Here is a 12,337-nt window from a genome sequence, read left to right as displayed (position 1 = left end):
TGTATTCACTCATACTTGATCTGAAATATTCGTTGAACTGAGCAAGACCTAATCTGGCAATCGGTAATGTATAAGAAACTGACATTAGTAAAGATACTTATTGATACTTAACAGAAAAAAAAACACAAAGATATTGCAAAAAAATTGAACACTATTTGTTGTAAAAAAGAAAGAATCAGCTTAATGTTGAATTGACGATATTAGGATTCCAATCCACTTTGAAGGATTTTTAATGATACTTTATAAATATGTCGACTTATGCACTGGAATGAAAATAATAAAAAACCCTTCAGTAAAATTTACGCATCCTTATGATCTCAATGATCCATTCGAAATAACTTCTTCATTTTATGAGACTGATGATCGTGATTACTCACATGAGGATAATTACAGAAATCATCTTAACTTAAGTTTGTGTTATGGAGTTCTTTCATTATCAAGAGCACCATTAAATCCCTTAATGTGGGCGCATTACTCACGAGGAGAAAGGCAGGCAACTAGTAAATCTATTCATAAGGGAGCAAAAAATACTGCTCACGGAGGATTAGTTATAGGAATTGATGCTGATGAGGCAGGTCTAAACCGCGAAGGAAATAATATAATTCCTGCAAAGTTCGGAAGTGTAATTTACACATCAACCAAACCCGTTTCTATATTCGATAATTCTGAAGAAGCATACATCAATGAAGGAATGATGACTTGTTTCAATTCGATCTACTTAGAGACATTGCAGAGAATATTTTTGTTCAAATCAAAAGATTGGTCGTATGAAGAAGAAGTTAGAATTGTGAGAAATATAACAAGACCGTCCAGAATAGAAGATAGGCAGGAAATTCAAAATATAGAAAAAGACAGTATAAAAGAAATATATGTTGGCAGTATTCATAGTTTTCCTCAGGAAAGCGCAAACATTATATGTAGTGAAATCAAACAAAACTTACCAAGTTGCAAAATTTTACTTTGTGACACGCAAGGCAAAGGTTGGAATATAAATACGACCCCATACAAATAAGTAACCTTAAAATTATGATGATATCAGTTTATCCTCATTGGTGGCACATGCAGAGTACAGTCTGGTTTTTCGCTCATAACTGCCCTGCTCCTCCTGAGAGCCGCTTTGTGCCCAGGCCCAGTGAAAACTCTGGCCAAAAACTGAAGTGCACACGTCTACACAAAATCTGAAATTGATCGACTGGTTAGTAGAGCCAAATTAAACGTATGAGCGCGGTTTTCAGCTCTGTTTTTGGATGCTTGCAATGAATTTTACGGTAGCCGGCTCAGCACCAAACCCTCTGTTATCTGGTAAGGGCTCGGGCGGCGCAGCCGCCCGCCGTTATCTTGCTATTTATCGTCGCTTTTTCGTCCCGGCTGTTGAATGAATACACCACAGATAAACACCGCGCTCTGGCACTTCATATAAGAACATATTTCATCGAGGATCTGCGTCGTATTGCGCGTGGGTAGCTCCGATTCGCGGCGACTTGCGTTAACGACGGCTTTGTAATGGCGTAAAATTTCTTGGGTATCAGATGTCAGTTTCATAGTGTCCCCTTACGGCAGGGTTTCCCCTGCCGCTAAAATGTATCAGGCTGAAAAAACGTAGCCGTTGTGGAAAGTCAGCTCGCCGCAAAAAAGGTCGCGCGCATAGGCTTCAAAGTCGAAATAGCAGCGTAGGGACTCGGGAACTTCATTTAACAGGCCACTATCCTCCGCAGAGTCACGTGCGTAATCTTCCTCGCTTTCCGCCTCTCCACAGTAGGCCTCCTGGAAAGCGTCGTAATCACACGCGCCCGAGCATTCAACCCAGGCCACAAACGCCCCGCCCTGCCCTTCGGCCTCGGCCTGCTTTAAGGAGTCAATAAAATCCCAGGTCACATGACCTTCCGAAACCAGTCCGGTCGGGATACCCTCCCAATCCTGAAACATGAGTTCGGGATCGGCTTCATCGCCGTGCAACTTGCCGCAGGCGGCGTAAAAATCTTCTTCATCGTCAAAATCGGTCAGATCAAACCACTGGCCGTAAATGCTGCCGCAGTTGTATTTGTGATACGTGCCGACGTATACCGATGGTGTAGTGGTACTCATAAAAATTCCTCCGCAGGTTATGGGATAACAAAACCGGCTTACGCCGTGCCGACACGACAGACGGGCGCAAAGCAGAGGATGCAGGGGCGCTACCGCAAGCCGCAGCGCAAGCGAAGGAGTGAGGGGGGCTGGACGGCAAGCGAGTGAATATTGAACGAGCGCGCGACGGGAAGACCGCTGAATGGATGAGTGCGAACGGGTGAGGATAGCGGCGAAGCGAACCCTTGCAGCCGCAGCGGCCCGTCTACAGTGAAGGCACGGCGTTAGCCGTCACCACTCCGGCTGTCAGTTAAGCGTATTTAATTGGGTTGCAGACCGACAGGGCGGCAACCCTGAAAAAGCGGAGTGTAACGACATCCTTAAATAGAGAAATCCCCGCCGTCGCCGGCAGGGAAACCATCATTGTTTAGCCTGCTCAATAGCATTGCGCAGATAATCCCAGTTATAACCGACATTGGCATCGTGATTGTCATCCGCAATTTCCATTGCCAAATGGATCTCGTCTGGCGTCAGCGACGCATCTACCCCAAGAAAATCCTCTTCCAGCCAGAACGTCCCACAACAGAGCGCATCGTCAGGGTATACAGATAACCTGGCCATAAGTGCGGCCACCGTCATCGACCGACTGCTATCGCAATGCACTGCTGGCGGGAAAACCTCTGTAGACACGTCATTCCAGCTCCAATCGCCCTGTTTCGGGCAGGGATGCAAAATGTCCTGCAAGCAAAACCCCGGCACTTTCATAAGGCTTACTGCCATTTCAGATAGGCTCATTTTTTCACCATTGCAATCTTCGCTACCAAGATAATATCCGTCCAGGTACAAGGCTCTTTCGCCGTTATCGAGTACAATTTGTGTAAGTTTGTGCATAAAAGTCACTCTGTTTATCCGGCACCATTGCCGTGCCGCCACAGAAGACCGGCGAAAAGTGGAAGATGCAGGGGCGGAACGTAGGCCACAGCGCAGGCGTTAACGGGCTGAATGCACCGTTAACGCCGAGAATGGGCGAGTATCCGGCAACGCGAACCCTTGCAGCTGTAGCGGCCGGTCTACAGTGAAGGCACGGCGTTAGTCACGACTCTATATAGGCGGGTAGACACGGGGTTGCCCACAACAACGCGCGTACAGAATGCACCGTTTATTCCCGTAGGCAGGCTCAGCCTGCACCCTTTGCGGCCCCGGCTCGCCGGGAAATGCCGCGTGGCGCTAAAGGTATGGTCGGGGGTTCGACGCCCCCGTCCGTGCCTTGCAAGCCGGTCAGAACAGCAGGGTCCCATACCGGAGCCCTGCCGTTCTGGTCATCAATCCCGGAATGCCTGATCGAGTTCGTTAACCTGCTGGTAAATTTTGAGGAACTGCGTGTTCACCTGGTTGATTATTTGGCCAGCCAGGCGAGCCGGCAGTTCTTCGCTATTCCAGAAATACGCTTGTTCAAGTTCACGCATCCGTTGGCGTAATTCGTCCATTGTGTTAGCCAGTTGAGCCACATCGGCCCGCAGTGTTTCATTTCCCTGAAAATTCATTGGGATGCTCCCTATTTTATTGTTGGTCGGTTAGATTCACGCTACGCGTGCGTTGCACAGTTCTGACAGCCGGCGCTGGCCAGTCACGTGGTACTGCTCCATCAGCTCAATACCAATCCAGCGACGCCCTGCCAGCTCCGCCGCCACACAGGTGGAACCACTACCTGCGAAAGGATCGAGAACAATCGCCCCGGGCTGCGTGAAGGATTCAATCAATGGTCGCAGTACGGACACGGGTTTTTCGGTGGGATGGTGGCGGTTACCGGTGTACTGCCAGGGCATCACGTCTGGCAAAGGTTTTTCCGGCAGCGGCGGGTGCCCTTTAGCCAACACGTAGGCGCTTTCATGCTGATACCCGAGGAAAGCGGACTTTGAAGCGTAAGATTTAGTGAAGACAATGTGCCCCACCACTCGAAAACCGGCGGCTTTCCATGCTTGCATAAACTGGTCAACTCGGTTCCAACCATAAAAACTGATGGCTAGACTGTCAGGCTTAAGTACCCGGAACATTTCCCTGCTAACCGGCAGCAACCATCCACCTTGTTTGTCATTGGCGATTGAACGCCCGGAACGGTCGGTAAAACCGACAAGATAGGGCGGATCCGTCAAGATAAAATCAATCGCACTGGAGGGAAAACCAGACATCACCTGTTCACAATCACCCTGGATAAATCGGGACATAGCGTACTCCACATGGGAAGCCGGGACCGGCCGGCGCCGTGCCCCCGCGACAGACGGGCGCAAAGCGGAGCAAGCAACGGGCGGCCGCGGAAGCCGCAGCGCCGCCGTGAACGGGCTGAATGCACCGTGAACGGCGGTGACCGGGTGAGCAGGTAGGCGAAGCGTACCCTTGCAGGCGAAGCGGCCCGGCTACAGTGCGGGCACGGCGTTGGCGATATTTATTTAAATGAAATTAAACAGCAACGTTAAAGAAAGAAGGAAAACGCGGAACGGTCAGGTAGACAAATGAGGAGCAGCGCGACATCATCAGCGTTTCAGTCCTAGCGGAAACAGTGGCCGCTGCAAGCTGCGAGAAAGGGCGTGAACGTGGCAAAAAAAAGCCGCAGAGGGAAGCCACGGCGGTGTAGATATTAATTTCTTACAGGTCGCCGGCAGCGCCCGAACCAGGGCGGCCAACTCATCGAGCGCGCCGGCTTCTGGACACGCTCCGATCTCATCTAGTGCGCAGGCAGTCGGCCAGATCTTGAGCCTAGTTACGCAGTCACCCAGGCTTAATACAATGAAATTTTTGGGTTAGTAATGCCACACGCTCGGGCGTAACGAGTGAGGGTATCGATACTCACTTTAGTAATATTATTTTCCATCCGCGTCACAACAGGAGGTTTCACCCCCATACGCGCAGCTACTTCCGCTTTAGTCAGGTTCTCTTTTTTACGCCACCCCGCCAAGACTTCACGTAACAGTTCTTTACGCGTTTCTTCTTCATACGCGGCCCTAAATTCGGGATCATCATTCAGCATTTCGGACATAATTTCTTTGTGGGTTTTAAAGTTTTGCATTTATCATTTCCTCCAATCTACGCAGAGCTAACGCTTTCTCACTTTTTGGGGTTTTTGGGGTTTTTTTGATAAAAAACCGTAACATATATATTTGTTTTCCTGCCTGATATACCCATAATCCCCTTGATATATCCGTGCCCATAGTGCGAATTTCAAAGAGGCCATCACCAAGTGGCTTTGTTTCTGGTTCCCTAAGCGCACGGGGATCGGCCTCTAATTTGTCGAGTAGCTTGGCCAACTTAGCTCTAATGTCAGCTGGCATTGCTTTAAACTCTAACACTGCATCATTATGATATTTTAAAGTGAACATTCGCCCCCTCGCCGTAAAAAAATATTAACTTATAGGCTAATTATAGTCAAAATATAATTAATACATAGGCTAATTTTAAGGCGTAAAAAAACCGCCCCGAAGGTCGGTTGATACTCATGGTGATGACGCCAAGATAAGCACATCAGCCATGATGAGTTCTGAAATTCTATTTTTTGTTTTTTTGCCACGTCTCTGAAGCCAAGAACGCGGCACGGCAGACCACTATTCCCCAGCACAGCTGCAGGATAATCTTCGAGACAACGCCGAAATAGTGATAAGCCAGCCCCAGATCGATAAGTAGTGGCACGACAAACAGGCAACTGAGAATAAAACACCACTCCGCTGCGCTTTTTCGCACCTTACCGGTCAGCGTCTCCAACCCAATGATCCCTTTGCACATTTGAATGACTGCCATCATTAACTCTCCCCGGCAATTCCGGTATAACGGATACGCTTAATTTTTTTTCAGTATGCGTTTGAAATTGTCTCGAGCCTTGCCGGCCCCTTCCCCACCGTCCTGCTGGACGGGGGGAGACGGAGAATCGGGAATATTGCCACCGCAGGCGGCAATCACGTCCCGAATACTGGCCGTACTGGGCTGCCAACCTGTGGTTTGCTCGATAATCCCCACCAACTGATCAGCGGTCAAACGTCCGTCGAACAACATGGCCAATAGGTACGGCAGGCGTTTATCCAACTGATATAACGCGCACCCGCCAACAACCGACGCCCGGAAAAAATCTCCCCGGGTACGCAGGGGAACTGACTCTATGACCTCCAGGGCTTTTGCATCCTGTCCGTCGTCGTCAGGGTGCAGATAGATCGTCAATTTTTTTCGTTTGTCGGTCACGAATGACGCTCCTTCCAATTAAAGTAAAACAAGTTCTCGGACCAGCGCCGTTTGGGGTTCACCGACCACTACAATGCGATCGGGCGCCAGTTTCCAGGCGCGGCGCACAGCAGCCTCAATCAGTGGAGCACCACCGCCAACGAGCCACACGCGGTTAACATGGCGATGCGCCGACAGTTCATTAACCACACGCTCACCAAGCCGATCAATAGCCGAGCTTATCATATCCAGAACATAGTCCACTTTTGCCTGGTCGTTGACAACTGTGGCAACAAAGTCACGATCGTGACGGCGTTGGATCAACTGGTCCGCTACAAACGGGCTGGTATCGCTGTTAGCCATACGCAACGCAGTGAGTGCGGCTTGTGTCACCATCGAGACCCCGATCGACGAGTTGCCCTGTATTGCGCTCACGTCTTCAAACTGTCCCACAAGGACGCCGGCATCGAGTGTTGTTCCCCCCAAATCAATCACCAAGGACGTTTCTAGCGGCCCAACCTCGGCTTTCGACAGTTGCGATATCACCGCCGGCAGCGACTCTGGCATCACGTCTACGGCGGTGATCGTGAAAACATTGCCTTTGTTTAAAGTCACTGGGCGCAGCAGGTTGTCGATTTTTCGTTTAATATTGGTTTCGTTATGCTGGCAGTCATCAGTATAGAACTCGCTGATCGGTAGCGTCACAGTCAAACTCACCGTCTGTGGCGGTAATCCGCTGTTAAGCAGAGCATGATGTACAGCCAGTAAGTTGGTATCGCCATACTGATATTCAATGTTTGTGGTACTGATCGCCTGCTGGCTGACATCGTCAAAGGTGTACTTCAATCCATCAATGTCGTAGTTAAATGTCTCGCGACTGCCAATACCCGCCACTTTCCATCCCGCACGAAACGAATTGGGGGATATAGATGTGCAGACTTGATCCCCATCCAACCAAGCTAGTTTTACGTTAGTTGACCCGTCATCGCAGCTAATTTTTTTCATAAACACACCTATAATTACTCATTTTGAGTAACCATTATGACTCACCATCAATTGGAAAACAATATAAATACTCAAATTGAGTATTTATAAATGCTCAATTTGATATTACATAATTACTATTAACGACCACAGTCGGCAGAAAGCCACTATTTCGTTAAAGGCTTCGCTCAATTATTTTTGGCGGCAAAACAGGCAACTAGCACAACGAGGGCTTTAACATCTTGCCAAGGAGAAACATTGGTACTAATAATACTGTAATTATATACAGTTTTAGATTTAAAGGAATTGCTGATGTTGCGCATGATCCCCGCCGCATGTTCGTCTATAAAAATAACCTTCCCTCTGTTTACAGAACGGTGCGCAGCCGGGTTCCCTAGTCCCGCCCAGGATTATATCGAAGCGGAATTGGACCTGAATGATTATTGCATCAGCCGAAAACACGCCACGTTCTTCGTGCGGGCAATCGGTAATTCGATGACCGATATTGGTTTAAACAGCGGCGATCTGATGGTGGTCGATAAGGCTGAGCAAGCTCAGCACGGGGATATTGTGATTGCCGAAATCGATGGCGAATTTACGGTAAAACGACTTTTACTTAACCCCCGCCCCGCACTCCAGGCAATGAATCCTGCGTTCCCGACGCTGTATCCAGAGCAACTGCAGATCTTCGGTGTGGTCATGGCTTTTGTGCACAAAACTCGCGGGGGTGAATGATGTTTGCGCTGGCCGACGTGAACTCATTTTATGCCAGCTGCGAGAAGGTTTTCCGACCCGATTTACGTGACAAACCGGTGGTGGTGCTCAGCAATAACGATGGCTGCGTGATCGCAAGATCAAAGGAGGCGAAAACGCTGGGGATCAGGATGGGTGTGCCTTGGTTCCAGCTCAAATCAGCGCAATTACCGGTTAAAGTGATAGCATTTTCAAGTAATTACGAACTCTACGCTAGCCTGTCTAATAGGGTAATGAATTGCATTGAAGAGCTGGCACCCCGAGTAGAGCAATACAGTATTGATGAGATGTTCCTGGATATTACCGGTATCGATAATTGGTGTGACTTTGAGCAATTTGGACGACAGCTGCGTGAGCATGTTAGCTCTTGTACTGGTTTGAGTATTGGTGTGGGTATGGGGCCAACTAAAACGTTGGCTAAAGCGGCTCAGTGGGCCTCAAAGGAGTGGCCACAATTTGGTGGCGTTCTGGCGTTGACGCCTGCGAATCACCGGCGGACAGAAAAACTACTTTCATTGCAGCCGATTGAAGAAATTTGGGGAGTAGGCCGGCGAATTGCAAAAAAACTCAATACCATGGGGATAAACACTTCTCTGCAGTTGGCGCGTACGCATCCAGCTTTCATCAGAAAAAATTTCAGTGTCGTGCTTGAAAGGACGGTAAGAGAGTTGAACGGAGAGAGCTGCATCAACTTGGAAGAGGTTCCGTCATCTAAACAACAGATTATCTGCTCACGCTCGTTCGGAGAGCGTATCACGACATACGAGGCTATGCGGCAGGCTATCTGTCAGTATGCTGAGCGTGCTGCAGAGAAATTAAGAGAAGAACACCAGTTTTGCCGGCATATCTCAGTGTTTATCAAAACCAGCCCCTTTGCCATCAATGAGCCCTATTACGGTAACATGGCCAGCGAAAAGCTGTTAACCCCTACACGTGACACTAGGGATATCATCACAGCCGCTATGGCTGCGTTAGAGCGTATCTGGGAGGATAAACACCGTTATGCCAAAGCCGGCATTATGCTTAACGATTTCACCCCTACCGGGGTGGCGCAGCTGAATTTGTTCGATGAACATCTCCCCAAAGAAAACAGTGTTGCGTTGATGAAGGTCATCGATGGCATTAATCAATCCGGTCTGGGAAAAGTGTGGTTTGCCGGACGTGGCATTGCTCCAGAATGGCAGATGAAGCGAGAAATGCTTTCTCCAGCATACACCACTCGGTGGCAGGCGCTTCCTTTGGCCAGACTCGCATAAGGCCGGAACCTGCTGGTACGAGCTGCCATTATGTTTTATATGATCAGATATAATATTTGAGCTTAATGTCTCATGCGGGTCGTGAGTACCTTAAATGAAAACGTGATGAAATCTTGGCGATTTCACCTTGAAATTCCGACGTGTTTTCATTTTAAAACATTCACTTAGACATGAAATAACGCTGGCGAAAGAAAAGGGCTGCTGGGTTAGTAATCCACTCATTTTCAAGTAAGATGTTTTTTCAAGATCTCGTTGATTGTTCGGTCAAGCTCTTCATAAACTTCCTTTGGGAGTCTATTGAACTCGTAGGTAAACATGCGACCCTTAGTGCGTTTCCTTGCAAACCGATCTTTATCAGAAAACGCCCATAAGTTGGAGACAATAGCCTTTTCTTTATTCGAGGTAGACGTTAACAAAGCGGCTTCTTTTATTAATATCTTTATAATGCGATTTTTAACTTCATCTTCAGCCAGTCGAGGATCGGCAAGCAGCAGTTCTATCTCAGGGGAAACATTTTCAACCAGGGACTCTGCGCTGAGTTCTTTACTGGAAAGAAGCTCTTCAATGTTGGTCAGCGTCTTATAGTCAGAAAATGTCAGTTCTGACTGAACGGGGAAAATTGATATAAGCGCCTGGCTAACGCTAGCTGCTTGTAACGCTCGGGTCACTTTAGCTTGAGACGTACCCTCTTGTTCAGCTATTTCTTTCTGGCTCAATCCCGAGTTCTTAAGTGTTAGAAAGCGTATACCAATCTCACGTAAATTATGCTCTCTTGCTGTCTGGATATCCCGGGCGAGTTTGCGAGCATCATCTGCAGTGATCGAATCCTCGGTCACCATTACGTTTAACGACGTATGGCAAAGAATTGCAGAAGCCCGCCGGCGTGACCCATCAATGATTTCTATTTTGTCGCCAGACTTAACACCGATACAGGGGAAAAACTGCTGAAGACGAATTGTTTTAGTGATGTCTTTAAGTGACTCGGCAGTCAATGCAGACTGATCCCTACCATTTGTTTCCTGTATAACAAAAGTAGACTCGGGCACCGAATCTGCCGCAATATTCTGCAAAGTAAAAATTGCGCGCCGGCCGGAGGATAACGTAAAAGTTTGTTGCGAAGAAATTTCAGTGTCATCACTAGGAACACCCGTAGATTTAAATGTTCTTCCGATCACTCGTCTGTTACTCATTTTTCACCTCAGTTGGCTCGGATAAATTCAATTCTATCAAACACCGCTTTTGCAAAATCCTCAGCAGCAGTTCGTGCATTTTTGAGTGCTTCAGTACTGCCAATATAAGTAGCCGGATTTGCTGATATAACCGTGTCAAAGGATTCACCACAGCGTTCAAAACCATCAAGGCGAGGCAAAGCTACGTCCAACATGTTGCCTCCAAAAATCTCTTTCGCTAGGCTATGGCACAGCTTATGGTCAACCTTATTTGACAATTTTGACATGAAACCGATGTTACCCAGCAGCTGACATGTATGCCCGGACTCATTTATGATTTCGATGATTTCAGGAAGACGAGTGAGGTATTTTAGGGTTGAATGGAAGTCTACCTGGGCCGGCGGAACCGGTGTCATCAACAGTTCTGAAGCAGCAATGGCATTTTTTAAAAACGCATCCATATGTGGCCCGCTATCGATAAAAATGAAGTCATAATCATGCGTTAATTTATCGACAATGTTTTCTTTGAGCACGGCATTAATATTCTGCCCTGGCAAGTGCTCAGAACACAACTCGTCCCACGTTGATGCAATAAAAGCGTCATCGATCGATGCAGGCATCACGTCAACTCCAGGCACAATAGATGGAACGATAAATTCGTTAATCAGTTCTTCTCGAGTCACATTTTGCAGCATCGCCTGCGCAGACGTTGTTTCAACTATACCTACTGACCTTCTGTGGTTGAGGAACATAGTTGCTGATGATTGTGGATCTAAATCAATAACCAATATTCGAAGGTCTTCAAACAACAAATGCGGATGAGTTCTCAATGCATGAGCAAGAGACACTGTTGACACAGTTTTAGATACACCGCCTTTGAGATTGCCGATAAAAATGGTAAAGGCAGATTTATAGCGATCCCTGTACTTAGGCACTCCACGATGATGGTAAATGTCGATAATATTCTGTGGCGACATGGCATATTTGATAGAACTGCCAGCTTGTCGTTTATCAAACACATAGCCATTTGCTTCCATCTCATTCACTGCATAATCGACACTGGCCCTGGTCAGTTTAGGAAGTTTTGAAATAGCGGCTTTTGCGTACACCAGGTAAAAATCATTTTCCTGATATTCCTCTTTTTGTGTCTGGATCTGCTGCGTTAGCGACAAAAGCATTTTTTCAGACCGCTGTGCCACTTTGGATAACTGGTTAGATACCGCCATAACATATCACCATTATGTAGGAATTATGATTTTAAACCATAATGCTACACATTGTATATTTTGTAAACCATAAAACATTGGGTTGTGATTATGTCCCGCAGCGCTCGCCGCAGGGCTGACTAGCGTAGTCTGTCAGGCCGAGGAAGCGCAATGGAGCAAAAGTTATATGTACCCCATACTCACGATAGCTAACTTTAGGCATTACCCATATACGAACTTTAGGTCTTTCCCATGCAATGAATATTAAAAGGCACTCAAAAGCTAGAATGGATAAGTAGGATATGTGAACTATAGGTATTTCCCATAAGTACTTAGGGTGTTTCCCATAGGTACTTTAGGTCTTCCCCATAAATAGGGGCAGAATAAGGAGATACATGGCCGCGAGCCAACGCAGTAAAGAGGGGGGCGGTTATCTTTATCCATTTCCCATAGATGGTGACTACCGGATTAGCCCCAACTACAGTTATCCACCGTGATGTTTTTAATCATTTTTAAATACTTTTAAGTCTTTTTAAAACCTTTTAGCCGACGCTGAGCCCTTACCACACGGGGGCTGCAGCGGAGGGACTATGGGGAACAGCTATTGTTAATGTGGGTGATAGATAAAGTAAGGGTGGGAATCGGCAAAAGTTGATATGGGAAATACCTAAAGTAGGTATGGGAAATACCTAAAGTTAAACTA

At 47.3% G+C, this 12,337-nt stretch carries 15 protein-coding genes; 3 read left to right on the top strand and 12 right to left on the bottom strand.

Annotation, left to right across the window (positions count from 1 at the left end):
- The first annotated feature begins 232 nt into the window (after positions 1-232).
- Entirely contained in the window at positions 233-1,012 is a 780-nt protein-coding gene (locus SJI19_RS19380) for a DUF2971 domain-containing protein (RefSeq protein WP_323479905.1), read from the top strand.
- Positions 1,013-1,341: 329 nt separating this feature from the next.
- Here the strand turns inward: SJI19_RS19380 and SJI19_RS19375 are convergent, their stop codons facing one another.
- The 10 genes from SJI19_RS19375 to parM form a co-directional block, all read right to left on the bottom strand.
- Positions 1,342-1,542: a hypothetical protein gene (locus SJI19_RS19375; RefSeq protein WP_323479904.1), complete on the bottom strand. Its 201-nt coding sequence runs from the start codon at positions 1,540-1,542 to the stop codon at positions 1,342-1,344.
- Between the two features lie 42 nt (positions 1,543-1,584).
- Positions 1,585-2,085: an antirestriction protein ArdA gene (locus SJI19_RS19370; protein WP_416347574.1), complete on the bottom strand. Its 501-nt coding sequence runs from the start codon at positions 2,083-2,085 to the stop codon at positions 1,585-1,587.
- A gap of 399 nt (positions 2,086-2,484) precedes the next feature.
- Positions 2,485-2,955, bottom strand: a complete 471-nt coding sequence (locus SJI19_RS19365; protein ID WP_323479903.1) for a hypothetical protein — start codon at positions 2,953-2,955, stop codon at positions 2,485-2,487.
- Between the two features lie 431 nt (positions 2,956-3,386).
- Positions 3,387-3,608, bottom strand: a complete 222-nt coding sequence (locus SJI19_RS19360; RefSeq protein WP_323479902.1) for a hypothetical protein — start codon at positions 3,606-3,608, stop codon at positions 3,387-3,389.
- Positions 3,609-3,644: 36 nt separating this feature from the next.
- Complete coding sequence (locus SJI19_RS19355; protein ID WP_323479901.1) at positions 3,645-4,289, bottom strand: DNA methyltransferase; 645 nt, start codon at positions 4,287-4,289, stop codon at positions 3,645-3,647.
- 551 nt (positions 4,290-4,840) lie between these two features.
- Positions 4,841-5,098 (bottom strand): helix-turn-helix domain-containing protein, encoded by a 258-nt coding sequence (locus SJI19_RS19350; protein WP_416347575.1) that lies wholly within the window; start codon positions 5,096-5,098, stop codon positions 4,841-4,843.
- A gap of 16 nt (positions 5,099-5,114) precedes the next feature.
- Positions 5,115-5,438, bottom strand: coding sequence for a type II toxin-antitoxin system RelE/ParE family toxin (locus tag SJI19_RS19345; RefSeq protein WP_323479899.1), 324 nt, complete (start codon positions 5,436-5,438; stop codon positions 5,115-5,117).
- A gap of 166 nt (positions 5,439-5,604) precedes the next feature.
- Positions 5,605-5,856, bottom strand: coding sequence for a hypothetical protein (locus SJI19_RS19340; RefSeq protein WP_323479898.1), 252 nt, complete (start codon positions 5,854-5,856; stop codon positions 5,605-5,607).
- Positions 5,857-5,892: 36 nt separating this feature from the next.
- Entirely contained in the window at positions 5,893-6,288 is a 396-nt protein-coding gene (locus SJI19_RS19335) for a plasmid partitioning/stability family protein (RefSeq protein WP_323479897.1), read from the bottom strand.
- A gap of 18 nt (positions 6,289-6,306) precedes the next feature.
- A complete protein-coding gene (gene parM / locus SJI19_RS19330; RefSeq protein ID WP_323479896.1) occupies positions 6,307-7,272 on the bottom strand; it encodes a plasmid segregation protein ParM domain-containing protein in 966 nt (321 codons plus the stop codon).
- Between the two features lie 291 nt (positions 7,273-7,563).
- On the opposite strand from parM, the gene umuD reads away from it, so the two are divergent.
- Both umuD and SJI19_RS19320 read left to right on the top strand, forming a co-directional pair.
- Complete coding sequence (gene umuD, locus SJI19_RS19325) at positions 7,564-7,986, top strand: translesion error-prone DNA polymerase V autoproteolytic subunit (protein WP_323479895.1); 423 nt, start codon at positions 7,564-7,566, stop codon at positions 7,984-7,986.
- A complete protein-coding gene (locus tag SJI19_RS19320) occupies positions 7,986-9,260 on the top strand; it encodes a Y-family DNA polymerase (protein WP_323479950.1) in 1,275 nt (424 codons plus the stop codon). Before umuD ends, SJI19_RS19320 begins: the two co-directional genes overlap by 1 nt.
- A gap of 224 nt (positions 9,261-9,484) precedes the next feature.
- On the opposite strand, the gene SJI19_RS19315 is transcribed toward SJI19_RS19320, so the two are convergent.
- Together SJI19_RS19315 and SJI19_RS19310 are read right to left on the bottom strand one after the other, a co-directional pair.
- Positions 9,485-10,450: a ParB family protein gene (locus SJI19_RS19315; RefSeq protein WP_323479894.1), complete on the bottom strand. Its 966-nt coding sequence runs from the start codon at positions 10,448-10,450 to the stop codon at positions 9,485-9,487.
- Positions 10,451-10,458: 8 nt separating this feature from the next.
- Positions 10,459-11,655: an AAA family ATPase gene (locus SJI19_RS19310; protein WP_323479893.1), complete on the bottom strand. Its 1,197-nt coding sequence runs from the start codon at positions 11,653-11,655 to the stop codon at positions 10,459-10,461.
- Positions 11,656-12,337 lie beyond the last annotated feature (682 nt).

It is taken from the genome of Acerihabitans sp. TG2 (assembly GCF_035013185.1).
GTDB lineage: Bacteria > Pseudomonadota > Gammaproteobacteria > Enterobacterales > Enterobacteriaceae > Acerihabitans.
Note: the sequence above shows the minus strand (reverse complement) of the source record. Positions and strands in the feature narration are given on the sequence as shown.

What these genes read in the sequence shown, in the direction of transcription:
- SJI19_RS19310 (WP_323479893.1), bottom strand. Translation starts at nt 11,655, where the DNA reads ATGGCGGTATCTAACCAGTTATCCAAAGTGGCACAGCGGTCTGAAAAA.
- SJI19_RS19365 (WP_323479903.1), bottom strand. Translation starts at nt 2,955, where the DNA reads ATGCACAAACTTACACAAATTGTACTCGATAACGGCGAAAGAGCCTTG.
- SJI19_RS19345 (WP_323479899.1), bottom strand. Translation starts at nt 5,438, where the DNA reads ATGTTCACTTTAAAATATCATAATGATGCAGTGTTAGAGTTTAAAGCA.
- SJI19_RS19360 (WP_323479902.1), bottom strand. Translation starts at nt 3,608, where the DNA reads ATGAATTTTCAGGGAAATGAAACACTGCGGGCCGATGTGGCTCAACTG.
- SJI19_RS19380 (WP_323479905.1), top strand. Translation starts at nt 233, where the DNA reads ATGATACTTTATAAATATGTCGACTTATGCACTGGAATGAAAATAATA.
- SJI19_RS19315 (WP_323479894.1), bottom strand. Translation starts at nt 10,450, where the DNA reads ATGAGTAACAGACGAGTGATCGGAAGAACATTTAAATCTACGGGTGTT.
- SJI19_RS19340 (WP_323479898.1), bottom strand. Translation starts at nt 5,856, where the DNA reads ATGATGGCAGTCATTCAAATGTGCAAAGGGATCATTGGGTTGGAGACG.
- umuD (WP_323479895.1), top strand. Translation starts at nt 7,564, where the DNA reads ATGTTGCGCATGATCCCCGCCGCATGTTCGTCTATAAAAATAACCTTC.
- SJI19_RS19375 (WP_323479904.1), bottom strand. Translation starts at nt 1,542, where the DNA reads ATGAAACTGACATCTGATACCCAAGAAATTTTACGCCATTACAAAGCC.
- SJI19_RS19355 (WP_323479901.1), bottom strand. Translation starts at nt 4,289, where the DNA reads ATGTCCCGATTTATCCAGGGTGATTGTGAACAGGTGATGTCTGGTTTT.
- parM (WP_323479896.1), bottom strand. Translation starts at nt 7,272, where the DNA reads ATGAAAAAAATTAGCTGCGATGACGGGTCAACTAACGTAAAACTAGCT.
- SJI19_RS19320 (WP_323479950.1), top strand. Translation starts at nt 7,986, where the DNA reads ATGTTTGCGCTGGCCGACGTGAACTCATTTTATGCCAGCTGCGAGAAG.
- SJI19_RS19350 (WP_416347575.1), bottom strand. Translation starts at nt 5,098, where the DNA reads ATGTCCGAAATGCTGAATGATGATCCCGAATTTAGGGCCGCGTATGAA.
- SJI19_RS19370 (WP_416347574.1), bottom strand. Translation starts at nt 2,085, where the DNA reads ATGAGTACCACTACACCATCGGTATACGTCGGCACGTATCACAAATAC.